The 14352-nt window shown below is 66.9% G+C and carries 15 protein-coding genes and 1 tRNA gene; 3 read left to right on the top strand and 13 right to left on the bottom strand.

Annotation, left to right across the window (positions count from 1 at the left end; translation table 11 throughout):
* Positions 1-13: 13 nt before the first annotated feature.
* Both LB516_RS25535 and LB516_RS25530 read left to right on the top strand, forming a co-directional pair.
* Positions 14-922 carry a PhzF family phenazine biosynthesis protein gene (locus LB516_RS25535; protein WP_224720580.1) on the top strand — a complete coding sequence of 303 codons (909 nt, stop codon included), beginning with the start codon at positions 14-16 and terminating at the stop codon, positions 920-922.
* 106 nt (positions 923-1028) lie between these two features.
* Positions 1029-1104, top strand: a tRNA-Lys gene (locus LB516_RS25530).
* Positions 1105-1176: 72 nt separating this feature from the next.
* Here LB516_RS25530 and LB516_RS25525 read toward each other — a convergent pair.
* The 8 genes from LB516_RS25525 to cbiE all read right to left on the bottom strand — a co-directional run bounded on the left by LB516_RS25525 (position 1177) and on the right by cbiE (position 8006).
* On the bottom strand, positions 1177-1575 hold the full coding sequence (locus LB516_RS25525; RefSeq protein ID WP_224720579.1) for a hypothetical protein: 399 nt from the start codon (positions 1573-1575) through the stop codon (positions 1177-1179).
* A gap of 90 nt (positions 1576-1665) precedes the next feature.
* Positions 1666-2676: a nicotinate-nucleotide--dimethylbenzimidazole phosphoribosyltransferase gene (gene cobT, locus LB516_RS25520; RefSeq protein WP_224623073.1), complete on the bottom strand. Its 1011-nt coding sequence runs from the start codon at positions 2674-2676 to the stop codon at positions 1666-1668.
* A gap of 38 nt (positions 2677-2714) precedes the next feature.
* On the bottom strand, positions 2715-3491 hold the full coding sequence (gene cobS / locus LB516_RS25515; RefSeq protein WP_140724064.1) for an adenosylcobinamide-GDP ribazoletransferase: 777 nt from the start codon (positions 3489-3491) through the stop codon (positions 2715-2717).
* A gap of 4 nt (positions 3492-3495) precedes the next feature.
* Positions 3496-4809 (bottom strand): cobyrinate a,c-diamide synthase, encoded by a 1314-nt coding sequence (locus LB516_RS25510; RefSeq protein WP_224523245.1) that lies wholly within the window; start codon positions 4807-4809, stop codon positions 3496-3498.
* Positions 4806-5624: a uroporphyrinogen-III C-methyltransferase gene (gene cobA / locus LB516_RS25505; protein WP_140873428.1), complete on the bottom strand. Its 819-nt coding sequence runs from the start codon at positions 5622-5624 to the stop codon at positions 4806-4808. Before cobA ends, LB516_RS25510 begins: the two co-directional genes overlap by 4 nt.
* Entirely contained in the window at positions 5621-6385 is a 765-nt protein-coding gene (gene cobM / locus LB516_RS25500; protein ID WP_224720578.1) for a precorrin-4 C(11)-methyltransferase, read from the bottom strand. Before cobM ends, cobA begins: the two co-directional genes overlap by 4 nt.
* Positions 6382-6768 (bottom strand): cobalamin biosynthesis protein, encoded by a 387-nt coding sequence (locus tag LB516_RS25495; RefSeq protein ID WP_224720577.1) that lies wholly within the window; start codon positions 6766-6768, stop codon positions 6382-6384. Before LB516_RS25495 ends, cobM begins: the two co-directional genes overlap by 4 nt.
* Positions 6765-8006 carry a precorrin-6y C5,15-methyltransferase (decarboxylating) subunit CbiE gene (cbiE, locus tag LB516_RS25490; RefSeq protein WP_224720576.1) on the bottom strand — a complete coding sequence of 414 codons (1242 nt, stop codon included), beginning with the start codon at positions 8004-8006 and terminating at the stop codon, positions 6765-6767. Before cbiE ends, LB516_RS25495 begins: the two co-directional genes overlap by 4 nt.
* A gap of 1 nt (position 8007) precedes the next feature.
* Between cbiE and LB516_RS25485 the strand changes: the two genes are divergently transcribed.
* On the top strand, positions 8008-8775 hold the full coding sequence (locus LB516_RS25485; protein WP_224720575.1) for a cobalt-precorrin-6A reductase: 768 nt from the start codon (positions 8008-8010) through the stop codon (positions 8773-8775).
* Here LB516_RS25485 and LB516_RS25480 read toward each other — a convergent pair.
* The 5 genes from LB516_RS25480 to LB516_RS25460 all read right to left on the bottom strand — a co-directional run.
* Positions 8739-9503 carry a precorrin-3B C(17)-methyltransferase gene (locus LB516_RS25480; RefSeq protein WP_140822121.1) on the bottom strand — a complete coding sequence of 255 codons (765 nt, stop codon included), beginning with the start codon at positions 9501-9503 and terminating at the stop codon, positions 8739-8741. The two genes, LB516_RS25485 and LB516_RS25480, sit on opposite strands and share 37 nt — an antisense overlap.
* On the bottom strand, positions 9500-10258 hold the full coding sequence (locus LB516_RS25475; protein WP_140822119.1) for a precorrin-2 C(20)-methyltransferase: 759 nt from the start codon (positions 10256-10258) through the stop codon (positions 9500-9502). Before LB516_RS25475 ends, LB516_RS25480 begins: the two co-directional genes overlap by 4 nt.
* On the bottom strand, positions 10255-10887 hold the full coding sequence (locus LB516_RS25470) for a precorrin-8X methylmutase (RefSeq protein WP_224720574.1): 633 nt from the start codon (positions 10885-10887) through the stop codon (positions 10255-10257). The genes LB516_RS25475 and LB516_RS25470 overlap by 4 nt, the downstream gene beginning before the upstream one ends.
* A 2-nt stretch (positions 10888-10889) precedes the next feature.
* On the bottom strand, positions 10890-12380 hold the full coding sequence (gene cobG / locus LB516_RS25465) for a precorrin-3B synthase (RefSeq protein ID WP_224720573.1): 1491 nt from the start codon (positions 12378-12380) through the stop codon (positions 10890-10892).
* On the bottom strand, positions 12377-14352 hold a 1976-nt coding region (locus LB516_RS25460; RefSeq protein ID WP_224720572.1), incomplete at its 5' end, for a cobaltochelatase subunit CobN. The genes LB516_RS25460 and cobG, both read right to left, overlap by 4 nt.

The raw sequence follows: 14352 nt of genomic DNA, 5'->3' as shown, positions 1-14352 counted from the left end.
GATTGAGGCAGGGATGCAAACCCGGAATTACTTACTTTACGATGTGTTTACGACCGAGCGACTGGCCGGCAACCCGCTGGCGGTGGTGTTGGATTGCAAAGGTCTGGACACGGCAGCGATGCAGGCCATCGCGCGCGAGTTCAACCTGTCCGAATCGGTTTTCGTGTTGCCGCCGGACAATCCCAAGCACCGCAACCGCATCCGTATCTTCACGCCCGACTATGAAATGCCATTCGCCGGCCATCCGACGGTGGGCTCGGCCATCGCGTTGGCCGAACTGGCGGGCGAGGGCGGCGCCGGCATCTTCGTGCTTGAAGAAAACATCGGCCCGGTGCGTTGCGCGGTCAGCACGCATGATGGCGCCACCTTCGCCGAGTTCGACCTGGCGAAATTGCCGGAGCCGCTGAAGCTGGAGGCCGATCCAGAGGCGATCGGCGCTGCCCTTGGCCTGGCGCCGCACGAGATCGGCTTCGAGAATCACCGCATCGCCTTCTGGTCGGCCGGCGTGCCCTATGTGACCATTCCTGTCGCCAATCTCGAAGCGGCGGACCGCATCCGGCTGGACAACCAGGCATGGTCGGAACTGGCGCCGCGCAAGAGCGAATGGGCCTTCGCCAGCCCGTACGTCTATTGCCGCGAGACGGTGAATCACGAAAGCGCTTTCCATGTCCGCATGATCGTTCCCGGCACGCCTTCCTATGAGGACCCGGCGACCGGTTCGGCAGCGGCGGCCTTCGCCGGCGCCATCATGCATTTCGACGGTCCGACGGACGGGGTTTCGCAGCTATGGATCGAACAGGGACTGGAGATGGGCCGGCCGTCGCGCATCCGCCTCGAACTGACCGTGCAAGGCGGAAAACTGGCGTCCGCGCGCATTGGCGGGCATGCGATCAAGGTGGCGGAAGGCAAGCTTTTCGCCTGATTGGAGAGAGCCCCGGTCGATTTGTCGGGAAATGATTCCAGCAGGGCTGGACAGGACCGGTATCGGCGGCTATATGCCCGCCAACGCCGGTTTTTGCCGGCCGAGTGGGTGCGTAGCTCAGTTGGTAGAGCAGCTGACTCTTAATCAGCGGGTCCACAGTTCAATCCTGTGCGCACCCACCAAATTCCTAGAAGACTTGGTGGAAAGACCTAGAGACGAGACGCGTTTGGCGCGTCTCGTACCGCAATGGCCGTTCACTGCGCCGGTTTGCCAATACTGGCCTTGAACTTGACCTTCATGGCGATCTGCCCGGTCACCGTCATCTGCGATCCCGCAGCGCCTCCCATGCTGCGATCCCTGGCGTTGACGTTCGTGGTCACGCTGGTTACCTCGCACGTGTCGGCGACGGTATCGAGCACCATGGCGCAACTGGCGGCAGCGACCTTGTAGAACGAACGCAGCGCGGCTTGCTGCTGTGTGGCGACATCCTCTTCGTCCTTGACCGGAAGGGTCATGGTCAGGCTGGACTGGACCTTGGCCAGCCCGTCGTCGCCCGCGTGCCGGAAGCGGCCGTTCTCATCGACATACTGCGAAAAAGCTGGCGCAGCAGTGCCGAAAAGCAGTGCAATGACAATTATCGCCTTCAAATACATCGCCTGATCTCCACATGAGATCTACTGATCTCACGTAACAATCAAAACGACGTTATTATTTTGGCTCAATCACGTTAAAAGTTTGACGGATTATTTCTCCGAAACCCCAGCCTCGGCAAAGCTTGCCATTCTCGCATGGCACTCCAGCGCCGAGCGGACGATGTTGACGGCGAGGCACGCGCCGGAGCCTTCGCCGAGCCGCATGCCGAGATCGAGCAGCGGCGGCAGGGCGAGCGCTTCGAGCAGGCCGCGGTGACCCGATTCGGCTGAGACATGGGCGGCGATCGTATGGGCAAGGCCGGTCGGGTGCAGCTTCGCCAGCGGCGCGGCGGCGGCGGTGCAGACGAAGCCGTCGAGCAGCACGGGTATGCCGAGATGACGGGCGGCTACCGTGGCGCCGAAGATGGCGGCGAGTTCGCGCCCCCCGAGCGTGGCTGCGACCCCCAACGGGTCTGCGAGGGCGGCGGCATGGCGCTTCAGGCCGGCTTCGATGGCGACCACCTTGCGCTTCAGGCCGGCATCGTCGATGCCGGTGCCGCGCCCGGTCCATTTTTCGGCGCCGCCGCCGAACAAGGCAGCCGAAATGGCGGCGGCGGGCGTCGTGTTGCCGATGCCCATTTCGCCAAAGCAGACCAGGTCGAGGTCTTTCGTCACGGCGTCATAGCCGGCCGAAACAGCGGCGAGGAAGGCCTTCTCATCCATTGCCGGCACTTGCGTGAAGTCACCGGTGGGATGGTCTAGATCAAGCGGGATGACGTCGAGTTCCGCGCCGGCGATGCGGGCGAGCTGGTTGATGGCGGCACCGCCGCCGGCAAAATTCGCCACCATCTGCACGGTGACTTCGGAAGGATAGGCCGACACGCCCTGCGCGGTGACGCCATGGTTGCCGGCGAAGACGAAGACTTTCACGCGGTCGAGCCTAGGCATGTCGCGGCCTTGCCAGCGCGCCAGCCAGGCGGCGATCGCTTCGAGTTTGCCGAGGCTGCCTTGCGGCTTGGTCAGCGTGTCCTGGCGGCGAGCGACGGCACTGGCGGCCACCTCGCTGCCGGCAGGCAGGTCGAGGCAGGCGGCGCGCAGTTCAGCGAGGGATTTGAAGGGCATGGGGGCAATGTCTCCGGAAGGGAATCAGGTCAAGGGGGTCAGGAAAGGGCGACGGAAGCGACGAGAAGCACCGCGATTTCGCTCAACTGCTGCAAGGCGCCAACCGTGTCGCCGGTCTGGCCCTCGATCTGGTTGAGGCAAAGGGCGTGGAAGGCGGCAAAGAACAGGCCGAGCAGGATGAGCGCGGCAATGGCGCCGCCAAGCCCGAGCAGGAGCAGTGGTATCGCGCCGAGCACGGCTCCGGCTATTGCCGTTTCGAGCGAAACGGTGCCGGCGCCAGCCGACAGGCCGTCGGACCGCGCCGGTGGCAAGAGATGCATGAAAGCGCCGAGCACGCCACGCGAGGCTGCGTGCGCCGCCACGAGCGCAAACAGAGCCTGTGTGGGTTCCACCACTTGCGACAGCGCGCTCCAGCGGATCAGCAGCGCCAGCGCCAGCGCCATGGCGCCATAAGCGCCGATGCGGCTGTCGCGCATGATCTCGAGCTTGCGGCCGCGCGACTTGCCGCCACCGAAGCCGTCGGCAACGTCCGACAATCCATCCTCGTGCAGGCAGCCCGTGGTAGCCACGGTTGCAACAAGGGCAAGGGCAGCCGCCGGCCCAATGGCAAGGCCAAAGCGTTCCGCCGTGGCAAAAACGATGGCGCCGATCAGGCCGACGACAAGGCCGGCAATGGGGGCGGCCCAGATCGCGGCGGCGAGGTTGCGGCCGCGAAAATCAAACACGGGCAGCGGCAGGCGGGTGAAGAAGACCAGGCAAAGCGCGATGTCGTCGAGGACTTGCCGGGGCGACAGGGTGATTTTCGGGAGCTTCATGGCCCTAGCTCCTCGCAATCGCATGAAAGAAGGTGCCGCTGACATGGCCGCGCCGGTAGCCTGAGGCGCCGAGCGGATTGCCCTGGCCATCGGCAAGGTCAGCCAGCGGCTCGTCATTGCCGGTGGCCGTCATCTGCGCATAGTGGAATTCGTGACCCCGGATCAGCGCGCCCTGCGAACCCAGCGGGCAATCGGCACGCAGCCGAGCCTCGCGGTAGCCAAGATTCATCTTGCGCCTGGCGAAGCTGGTGGAATGGCCGAGCAGGCCGAGCATGCGATGCGTTTCGCCTGATGCATCCTCCATCGCTTCACCAAGCACCATGAAGCCACCGCATTCGCCATGGATCGGCTTTGTCGTGGCGAAACGTGCCATCCCCGCATGGAAATTCGCGGCGGCCGTGAGTTTGCCGGCATGAAGCTCGGGATAGCCGCCGGGCAGCCAGCAAACATCGCAATCCTCGTCCGGCGCTTCGTCGGCGAGCGGCGAGAACGGGACGATTTCCGCGCCGGCCTTGCGCCAATAAGCGGCGACATGCGGGTAGAGGAAGGTGAAGGCGGCATCCTCGGCAAGCGCGATGCGTTGACCGGGCGGCCGCAGCGCGTCGGCGAAGGAACCTGCTGCCGGGGCGAAGGGCGTTGCCAGGGCCATGACCGCGTCGAGGTCGAGCGACTTCTCCGCCGTGTCGGCGAGCCGGTCGAGATGCGCCATCAGGTCGTCATATTCGCCGGCCTGGACGAGGCCGAGATGGCGCTCGGGCAAATTGAGCGAGGGGTCGCGCAAAATAGCGCCGACGACGGGCAGGCCGATCGCCTCGATGGCGTCGCCGGACAGCTTCCGATGGCGCTCGCTGCCCAGCCGGTTGAGCACGACGCCGGCCATGCGCACATCCGGGTCGTACGTGGCAAAACCCTTGGCGACGGCCGCCGCCGTCGTCGACTGGCCTGACACGTCGAGCACCAGCAGCACCGGCAGACCGTAGAGCCGGGCCAGATCGGCAGCCGAACCGGTGCGGCCAGGCGAGGCCGGGATGCCGTCGAACAGGCCCATGGCGCTTTCGAGGATGACGAAATCGGTGTCGTCGGCCGCTTGCGCGGCGAGCGCATTGAGCAGCGACGGTGACATCGCCCAGCTGTCGAGATTGACGCCGGACAGGCCGGTGGCGGCGGTGTGGAAGCCGGGGTCGATATAGTCGGGGCCGGACTTGGCGCCGCGCACTTTCAGGCCACGCCGGGTGAGTGCGCGCAGGATGCCGATGGTGACGCTGGTCTTGCCCGAACCAGAGCGCGGCGCGCCGATGATGATCGCCCGGGCTGTCATGCCCCGCCCGCCAATGCCGCGCGCATGGCGACGATGCCGCCGACGACGATCAATGCCGGCGAGGCGAGCCCGGCCGCCGCCGCTGCCTCGGCAATGGTGGCGAGCGTGGCGACGACGGTCCTTTCCTGCGGCGTCGTCGCGGCGACGATCACGGCCGCCGGTGTCGATGGCGCCAGTCCGCCGTCGAGCAGGGCGGCTGCTATGAGAGGCAGATTGGCCATGCCCATATAGACGACGACCGGCTGGCCGGTGCGGGCGATTGCCGCCCAGTCGAGATCGTCATCGGTACCGGCGGCGTGGCCGGTCGCCAGAATGACAGCCTTGTTGATGCCGCGCATGGTGGCGGGAATGCCGGTGGCGGCGAGCGCGCTGAGACCCGAGGTGAGGCCTGGCAGGACGCGGAACGGGATGTTCTCACGCGCCAGCGCCAGCGCCTCTTCGCCGCCACGGCCGAAAATATAGGGGTCGCCGCCCTTCAGCCTGATGACGCGGCGGCCTTCGCGCGCCAGTCGAACCAGCAGGGCTGTGATGTCGTCCTGCTTCATCGAGGGCTTGCCGCCGCGTTTTCCCGCAAAGAAAAGCTCGGCACTTCCGGCAACAGCAACCACATCGGGCGATACCAGCGCGTCGTAGACCAGCGCATCCGCCTCGGCCAATGCCGCCAGCACCTCCAGCGTCAGGCAGCCGGGATCGCCGGGACCGGCGCCGGCCAGCCAGACATGCCCCGGCTCAAGCGAACGCGGCTTGAAGTTCAGCCGCGCGAGCGCCTGTTCGAGTGTGGCGTTTTCGCGGTTATTTCCAGTGCTGGCGCTCACAATCCGTCCCGTCCGCGAAAACGCCGCTGGTAATGGGCGTCGTACAATGAACTCTCGCCGAAATCTTGTGCCGCCAGCGAGCGGCCGACGAAGATGATGGCTGTGCGCTCCATCGGATCGGCCGCCAGTTGTGCCTCGATGGATTCCAGCGTGCCGGTCAGCACGCGTTCGTCCGGCCACGAGGCGCGGAAGACGATCGCCACCGGGCAATCGCCGCCATAGTGCGGCGTCAGCTCGGCGACGACGCGGTCGATGGCGTGGATGGCAAGGTGGATGGCCAGCGTGGCGCCGGTGCGGCCGAAGCCGGCCAGCGTTTCGCCGGGCGGCATTTTCGACGCACGTCCGGAAACGCGGGTCAGCACCAGGCTTTGCCCGACTTCGGGGATGGTCAGCTCGCGGCGAAGTGCGGCGGCGGCGGCCGCGAAGGAAGGGACACCCGGCGTCAGCGTGTAGGGGATGTCATGCTTTTCCAACCGGCGGATCTGCTCGGCGACGGCACTCCACATCGACAGGTCGCCGGAATGCAGGCGGGCAACATCATAGCCGGCCATGTGGGCGGCCACATATTCAGCCTCGATCTCGTCGAGCGACATCGGCGCGGTATCGATCAGCTTCGTTCCCGGCGCGCAATGCTGCAGCAGTTCCGGCGCGACGATGGAGCCGGCGTGGAGGCAGACCGGGCAACTCGCCAGGAGCCTTGCGCCACGCAGCGTGATGAGGTCGGCCGCACCTGGGCCGGCGCCGATGAAATGGACGGTCATGGCGCGTCTCCGCTGATGGCGATGGCGCAGGTGACCGGACCGAGCACCGTGCGGGGACCGAGCAGCGTCGCGCCTTTGCCGGCGACGGCAAGGGCGGAGACTTCCGAGACCGATGGCGTGCCCACCAGCTTCCGCGAGAGGCTGGAGCTGCTGAGCGTACCCGGCGAGGCGGCCTGAAGGGCTGCGTCGTCGACGATAATGACGGGAAGGTTCAGCTTGCGACCGGCGGCGGCGATGGCGTCTTCATCCTTCTTGAGCGCCGCGGTGGCCAGTGCCGAAAGAGCTGTCATCGCCAGGCCATGCGTTTCGAGTGCGGTTTCTACGGCCGCGAGCACGTCCTCGACGGTGACGCCCCTTCGGCTGCCGATGCCCGCGACCATCATGGCTTCACCCAGCTCCATTGCGTGACGGGCATGGCCGGCCGCCATGCCTGCATGGAGCCGACCGGCGAAGCGCGGGAGATGCCGATGCGGGTGAGGTCGCCGCCGCGCTTTGTGTGCTGGGCGAGGAGCAGGGCTTCCATTTCCAACGTCACCGCGTTGGCGACAAGACGGCCGCCGGCGCGCAAGGCTCTGATGGCGGCATTCATAACGCCGGCGTCGCTGCCGCCGCCGCCGATGAAGATGGCATCAGGTGTCTCCAGTCTGGCCAGGGCCTTGGGCGCGCTGCCTTCCACAATGAGGAGGCCGGGAACGCCGCAAGCGACGGCGTTGTGGGCGATGCGAGCGGCGCGGGACGGGTCGACCTCGATGGCGATGGCGCTCAGCGAAGGGTGGGCGAGCATCCATTCGATGCCGATCGAGCCCGAGCCGGCGCCGACATCCCACAGCAATTCGCCGCGCCTCGGCGCCAGCGCCGACAGGGTGATAGCGCGGATTTCGCGCTTGGTGATCTGGCCGTCATGCTCAAACAGATGGTCGGCGAGGCCTGCCGTGAGCGACAGCACGCGCGCCTGCGGGGCCGAATCAATTTCGATGGCCAGGACATTGAGCGGATTGATGTTTTCGAGGTCGAAGGCATCGGCGCGAACCGAGCGCAATGTCTCCTTCGGCCCGCCCAACGCTTCCAGCACCGTCAGCCGCGAAGTGCCGAAGTCGAGTTCGGCGAGCAGGCGGGCAACCGCCGCCGGAGCGAAGCCATCGGATGTCAACGCCAGGATGCGGGCGTTGGGCTGCAGCAGTGGGCGGATCAGGTCGATCGGGTGGCCGTGCAGTGAGACGGTCTCGATATCCTGTAGCGCCCAGCCAAGCCGCGCCGCGGCCAGCGACAACGCCGACGGCGCTGGTATGACGTGCATCTCGCGCGGCTTGACCTTGCGGGCGAGGGTGGCGCCGACCCCGTGGAAGAACGGGTCGCCGGAGGCGAGCACGCAGACGTTCCTACCGGCAAGCGCCAGGACGTCGGCCATCCCGGCATCGAAAGGAACCGGCCAGGGACGCGGCTTGCCCTTGGCGAAGGAAGCGACGAGCGCCAAGTGCCGCTTGCCGCCGAAGATGAACTCCGCCTCGGCGATCCGCCGCTTGGCCTCGTCGCCGAGACCCGCTAAACCGTCCTCACCGATGCCGACGATTGTGAGCCATCTCGGGTTGGGCTTGGCGGCGCGGGGACCCTCAGCAGGCATGATGACCCACCGCATTCTGATCCTCGGCGGCACCACCGAAGCCCGGCAACTGGCCGGAAAACTGGCGGCGCGCGCCGATTGCTCGGTCACGCTGTCGCTGGCCGGCCGTACGGAAAACCCCGTCGCGCAGGGCGTACCCGTGCGAAGTGGAGGGTTCGGGGGTGCCGACGGTTTGGCCGCTTACCTCAGGGAGAAAGGCACTGGTCTGCTGATCGATGCCACGCATCCCTACGCGGCGCGTATCTCCGTCAATGCCGCGCAAGCGGCACGCGCCATTGGCGTGCCGATCCTTGCCTTGCGGCGTCCGGGCTGGGATGTCGTCCAGGGCGACCGCTGGCTTGAGGTCGACAGCGTTGCCGGGGCGGCGCGGGCGCTTGGCGATGTGCCGCGCCGCGTGTTTCTGGCGCTGGGCCGGCAGGAGGTCACCGACTTCGAGGCCGCACCCCAACACCACTACCTCATCCGCAGTGTCGATCCGGTCGAGCCGAAGCTGGTTGTGCCCGATGCCGACTATCTGCTGGCGCGCGGGCCGTTTGGCGAGACCGACGAGCGCGTGCTGCTCGAAAAGCATCGCATCGATGTCGTGGTGTCGAAGAACAGCGGCGGCACGGCGACATACGGGAAGATTGCCGCGGCGCGAACGCTCGGCATCGAGGTGATCATGGTGCGCAGGCCCGTCCTGCCGGATGTGCCCTCGGCTGAAACAGTCGAAGCGCTGGCCGCGATGGTCCGTCATTTCGTCGAGCCCGACGCCGAGCGCGGCGTGTAGACCAGCGCCGGCTTTTCGCCGCGCTTGATGATCCGGGTCTCCGGCGAGCCGATGATGATGCAGGTCGCCATGTCGGCCTTTTCTGCGTCGACATCGGCCAGCAGATAGACCTCGATGCGCTCGTCGGGCCGGCCGGCGGCGCGGCCGAAGATCACCGGCGTCGTGCCGGGCAGGATGGCGGCCAGGCATTCGAAGGCGCGGCCAAGCTGCCAGGGACGCGCCTTGCTGATCGGATTGTAGAGCGCAATGACGAAGCCGGCGCCGGCCGCCGCCAGAAGACGCAGTTCGATCAGATCCCAAGGCTTCAGATTGTCGGACAGCGAGATAGCGCAGAAGTCGTGGCCAAGCGGCGCGCCGATGCGGGCGGCGACCGCGAGCATGGCGGTGACGCCGGGCACGACAGCGACATCGACCGCGCGCCATTCGGCCGGACCGGCCTCGATGGCCTCGCAGACCGCTGCGGCCATGGCGAAGACGCCGGGATCGCCGCCCGACACCACGGCGACGTCGTGACCCTCGGCGGCCTTGGTCAAGGCATCCTTGGAGCGGGCGAGTTCCTCGCGGTTGTCTGAAGCGACACGGGTCTGGTCCGGGCGCAGGTCGAGCCGGTCGAGATATGGCTTGTAGCCGTAGAAGAATTTTGCCTCGACGATAGCGCGGCTGGCTTGCGGCGTGACCTGGTCGGCATTGCCGGGCCCAAGGCCGATGACGGTGAGACGGCCGCTCATATCTGGGCTCCAGCCGCGCCCGGTCGACCGGACCAGCCGGCAACCAGCACGATGGCGAAGTAGGGCGCCTTGTCGTCCGGCTTGTCGGCAAGTTTCATCGAGACGCTCCCGGCCATCGTGCCGCGCTCGACATAGACGGCGCGCGTCAGCCTGCCGGTCGCCTCAAGCGCGCGCCTGATCTTGGGCAGGTTGCGGCCGACCTTCATGATGACGGCGGCGTCGGTGTCGGCGAGGCGGCGCGTCAGCTCGAACTCGCTCATCGTGCCGGGCAGCACGGTCAGCACGTCGTCGCCCTGGACGATCGGCACACCGGTCTGCGACCAGCAGCCGGACATTGCGGTGATGCCGGGAATGACCTCGGTGGGGAAACGATGGGCAAGGCGGACATGCAGATGCATGTAGGACCCGTAGAACAGGGGATCGCCTTCGGACAGCACGGCAACCACCCTGCCGGCGTCGAGGTGCTCGGCGACCTGTTCCGCCGACTCCTCGTAGAAACCCGTGATCTGCGACCGGTAATCGTCGTGGTCCTTGTCGATCTCGGTGGTCACGGGATAGAGCAGCGGCAGTTCCAGCATGTCGGGCCGGAAGCGCGCCTCGACGATGGCGCGCGCATTGCTGTTGTTGCCACGCTTGGCGAAATACGCCACGACATCGGCCTCGGCCAGCACCCGCGCGGCCTTCAGCGTCAACAATTCTGGGTCGCCGGGACCTGTGCCGACACCGACGAGACGGCCTTTGGGGAGCGCGTTCACAGGCCCGGCCTCGCCAGTGAATTGAGCGCGGCGGCGGTCATGGCGCTGCCGCCAAGCCTGCCGCGCACGATGGCATGGGGCACGCCATAGGAATTCTCGGCCAGTGCGTCCTTGGATTCGGCAGCGCCGACGAAGCCGACCGGCATGCCTATGATGGCTGCCGGCTTGGGCGCGCCATCGCGCAACTTCTCCATGAGATAAAAGAGCGCGGTCGGCGCGTTGCCGATGGCGACCACCGAACCGGCGATGCGCTCGCCCCAGAGGTCGATGGCGGCCGCCGAGCGGGTATTGCCGATCTGCCTCGCGATGTCGTGCGTGCGCGGGTCGCGCAAGGTGCAGATCACCTCATTGCCGGCCGGCAGCCGGGCGCGGGTGACGCCATGCGAGACCATTTCGGCGTCGCAGAAGATCGGCGCGCCGGCGGCAAGGGCTTTGCGCGCGGCGCTGACGAAATCGGGGGAGAAAACGAAATGACTTGCCGCCTCGACCTGGCCGCAGGCATGGATCATGCGGATGGCGACATCGGCCTCGGCCTCGGAAAAGCGCGAGAGATCGGCCTCGGCGCGGATGATGGCGAAGGAGCGCTCGTAGATCGCCGTGCCGTCGTGGATATAGTCGTAGGCGGCCATGCTCATTCCTGTTGGTACATTTCGGCGATTGCTGCCGTGCCAAGCCTTGTCAGGCAAGCGGCGGCGGTTTCGCCCTGATATCGTGCGCCGCGGATCATCGCCGCGACGCGGCTGAAGCCGCGCGGGGCGTCATAGCCCGGCCTGTAGCCGGCAGGAAGAGCCTTTGCCGTCGCGTTCACGACAAGTCCGGCTCCATTTTCGCCGCCGACTATTGTGAGCGCTGCCGGGCCGGGATTGGCGCAGCCCTTGGCGCAGCCCGACACGTGCAGCGTGAAATCGAGGATGTCGGCGTTTTCGGTGGCGATCGCCTCGGCGATGTCGCGGGTCGCGATCCGGCCGGAAGCGCAGGCCGGGGCGCCGGGGCAGGCCGCGATGCGCGTGCGCGGGTCGGTGGGAGAGGTGACGAAGCCGAGGGTGGCGGCGGTGTGGTGAAGGGATTGATTGGCTTCCGTCGGCTGGCCGAGGAAAAGCAAGGCGCGGCCAGGGGCGAGGCGGATCTCTGACGTGCCGAGAGCAAGAGCTTTTTGCGCGAGGCCGATGATCTTGTCCGCCGGCATGCTGCCGTAGGGGAGGCCGATGCCGAAGGCGAAAATGTCGCCGGCTAAGGAGAAAAAGCCGATAGGCTTGCGCGAGGCGCCCCCCTCTGTCCTGCCGGACATCTCCCCATCAGGGGGGGAGATCGGCAGCTTCGACTCCGGCTTTTCCTTAACAACACCGGAGATTGGCGAAACCGTCGGTGACATCGTAATCTCCTCCCTTGAGGGGGAGATGTCCGGCAGGACAGAGGGGGGCGCCTCGCGCAAACTCATCAAGCATAGCCAACCCGCCAGAGACACCAACTGCCGCTCCGACAAATCCCGCGCATGAGACTCCCGCCCCTTCTCGGTAACCATCCTGAGCACCGCAACCGCAATATCGCGCGCAGTGTCTTCTTCCGCCACGACCAGCAGTCTTGCGCTCTGCCCATCACCCGCAACAGACACCTGCCACTGAACTCCGACACCACTCCGTACCGCCTTCAGCCTGACATCGGCCGTCACCGCATCCAGGGTCAGCTGCCCGCCGCCGTCGACGACCACCGAAACCTTCGGCCCCAGCCTTGGTGCCAGTCCGGCATCTTCGATCGCCGCCATGATCCGCTCAGCCATCGCCCGGGGATCCGCAATCTCGTGTGGGTCGATACCCGCCAGCGGGCCGGTCTCGACCGGTACGCCGGTGCGCACCGCGATGCCCAGCGCATCGACCTCCGCCGCCAGCAACGCGGCACTTTCCGTTGTCAGGCCGCGGATCTGCAGGCTGCCGCGGGCCGTCACTTCCATGATGCCGTTGCCGTGCCGCGAGGCGGACTCAGCCAGGGCGATCAAGAGCTTCGGGGACAACCCTCCGGAAGATGGGCCTCCAGCGACCGGGTTGAGCCGCACCAGCAGGCCGTCGCCTGTCTGCATCGGTGCGGACAGAGCAGGGCAGGCGCCACGGCGCGAGAAGGCGTTCATGCCGCGACCCCGAGCGCGTTGGCCTCGGCGATCAGCGCGGCGAGATCGTCGTCGATGGAATTGCGCAAGGGATGCCAGAGGCCGCGCCGCCGCGCCGACAGGAAGCGCTCGGCAATGACTTTGGCGGCAGCGGGATTTTCGCGCAGGATAAAGGCGCGGACGTCGGCGTCGCCAAGATAGGCATCGTGCACGGCCTGGATCAGCGCGCCTGAAATCGCATGGGTGGTCTCGGCGAAGCCGACCAGCCGGTCGACGGTTTCGGCGAATTCGGAGGCGCCGCGCGGGCCGTGGCGCATCTGGCCCGATATGAAACGTGAATTGACCGCACGGGCGCGCACCACGCGCGAGACCGCCTCGGCGACCGATCGCGGTTTTGGCCTCTGCGGATCCGTGGTGTCGAGCACGATGATGTCGGCGTTCCTGCCAAGTGTGGCCAAGGCGGCCGAGAAGCCGCCGATGAAGGCGACGTCGGCGGAGCCTTCGAGAATGTCGCGGCCGGGGTCGTCGCCGGTGTGGACGAGAAGATCGGCCTCGGCGATGCGGTCTTCAAACGCTCCAGGTGCCGAGACGCCTTCGCCGCCGGCACCGCCATAGGCATGCGAGGTCGCGTCGAGATAGGCGCGGCCGATCTCTTCGCGCGCCGTCCAGTCGCCACTCGACAGCATGTCTTCGACGCCGGCGCCGTACGTGCCGGGCGAAGTGCCGAAGATCCGTGGGCTGACCTTGCCGTCGGCGCGGGTTTTGGCGGCGAGCGGGTTTTCCGAATCGTCCTCGTCGCGCGCGGCAACGGCCTTGGCGGCGGCGTCGATCAGCGCGATCTGGGTCGGGAACATGTCGCGGAACAGACCTGATATACGCCAGGTGACGTCGACACGCGGGCCGCCGAGCGCCGCCGGGGGCAGCACCTCGATGCCGGTGACGCGGCCGGTGGCAGTGTCCCATTGCGGCCGGCAGCCCATCAAGGCCAGGCCCTGCGCGATCTCCTCGCCGCCGGTGCGCAGCGAAGCCGAGCCCCAGAGATCGATCACCAGCGAACGCGGCCAGTCGCCATGCGACTGCATGTAGCCGCGCACCACTTCTTCCGCCGCGGCTTTGCCAAGATCATAGGCGGTCGGCGTCGGCATGGTGCGCGGATCCGAGGTGAACAGGTTGCGGCCGGTGGGCAAAACATCGGAGCGCCCGCGCGCGGGCGCGCCGGCCGGGCCCGCCTTGACGTGACGGCCATCGAGCGCGGCGAGCAGGGAGGCTTTCTCGGCGTCCGCGCTTTGCCGGCGCATGGAGTCCGGTTCGTCGTTGGGGACGCGGCCGTAGATGTGCAGCCCATCCTTGATGGCGAAATCCTTGAGGTCGCAGAGCCAGGCATCGATGCGGCGCAGCGCTTCGTCGGGCGCGTCGGTCTGGGCGACGCCGGCTTCCGAGGCAAGGCCGGTCTTTTGCGCGGTTTCGACAATCAGCCTGGCGAGCCGGTCGCGGCGACGGCGGTCGAGCCCGTCGGCCTGGGCGTATTCGTCGACCAGCCGTTCGAGCTCGTGCTGGTCCTCGTCCAGTCCGGCGCCCGCCAGCGGCGGCGGCAAATGGCCAAGCGTGACGGCGGCGATGCGCCGTTTGGCCTGCGCTGCTTCGCCTGGGTTGGAGACGATGAAGGGATAAATGACTGGTAATGCGCCGGTGACGATCTCGGGAAAGCAGGTTTGCGACAGCGCGACGGTCTTGCCGGGCAACCATTCCAGCGTGCCGTGGGCGCCGACATGGACGAGAGCGTCGACGCCGAGCGATTTGCGCAGCCACAGGCCAAAGGCGATCAGGGCATGGCGCGGCGGGAGGGTCGGATCGTGGTAGTCGGCGCGACGGTCGGCCGAGCGGCCCCGGTCGGGGGCGAGTGCCACGGTGATATTGCCGAAATGCGCGGCGCGGAAGGGGAAATTCTTTTCGATAGCATGGCGAGGCTGGCGTTCTGTCACGCCCCCCTCTG

It is taken from the genome of Mesorhizobium sp. CO1-1-7, from assembly GCF_020164885.1.
Taxonomy (GTDB): Bacteria; Pseudomonadota; Alphaproteobacteria; order Rhizobiales; family Rhizobiaceae; genus Mesorhizobium; species Mesorhizobium australicum.
Note: the sequence above shows the minus strand (reverse complement) of the source record. Positions and strands in the feature narration are given on the sequence as shown.

What these genes read in the sequence shown, in the direction of transcription:
- LB516_RS25535 (WP_224720580.1), top strand. Translation starts at nt 14, where the DNA reads ATGCAAACCCGGAATTACTTACTTTACGATGTGTTTACGACCGAGCGA.
- LB516_RS25525 (WP_224720579.1), bottom strand. Translation starts at nt 1,575, where the DNA reads ATGTATTTGAAGGCGATAATTGTCATTGCACTGCTTTTCGGCACTGCT.
- cobT (WP_224623073.1), bottom strand. Translation starts at nt 2,676, where the DNA reads ATGCCCTTCAAATCCCTCGCTGAACTGCGCGCCGCCTGCCTCGACCTG.
- cobS (WP_140724064.1), bottom strand. Translation starts at nt 3,491, where the DNA reads ATGAAGCTCCCGAAAATCACCCTGTCGCCCCGGCAAGTCCTCGACGAC.
- LB516_RS25510 (WP_224523245.1), bottom strand. Translation starts at nt 4,809, where the DNA reads ATGACAGCCCGGGCGATCATCATCGGCGCGCCGCGCTCTGGTTCGGGC.
- cobM (WP_224720578.1), bottom strand. Translation starts at nt 6,385, where the DNA reads ATGACCGTCCATTTCATCGGCGCCGGCCCAGGTGCGGCCGACCTCATC.
- LB516_RS25495 (WP_224720577.1), bottom strand. Translation starts at nt 6,768, where the DNA reads ATGATGGTCGCGGGCATCGGCAGCCGAAGGGGCGTCACCGTCGAGGAC.
- cbiE (WP_224720576.1), bottom strand. Translation starts at nt 8,006, where the DNA reads ATGCCTGCTGAGGGTCCCCGCGCCGCCAAGCCCAACCCGAGATGGCTC.
- LB516_RS25485 (WP_224720575.1), top strand. Translation starts at nt 8,008, where the DNA reads ATGACCCACCGCATTCTGATCCTCGGCGGCACCACCGAAGCCCGGCAA.
- LB516_RS25480 (WP_140822121.1), bottom strand. Translation starts at nt 9,503, where the DNA reads ATGAGCGGCCGTCTCACCGTCATCGGCCTTGGGCCCGGCAATGCCGAC.
- LB516_RS25470 (WP_224720574.1), bottom strand. Translation starts at nt 10,887, where the DNA reads ATGGCCGCCTACGACTATATCCACGACGGCACGGCGATCTACGAGCGC.
- cobG (WP_224720573.1), bottom strand. Translation starts at nt 12,380, where the DNA reads ATGAACGCCTTCTCGCGCCGTGGCGCCTGCCCTGCTCTGTCCGCACCG.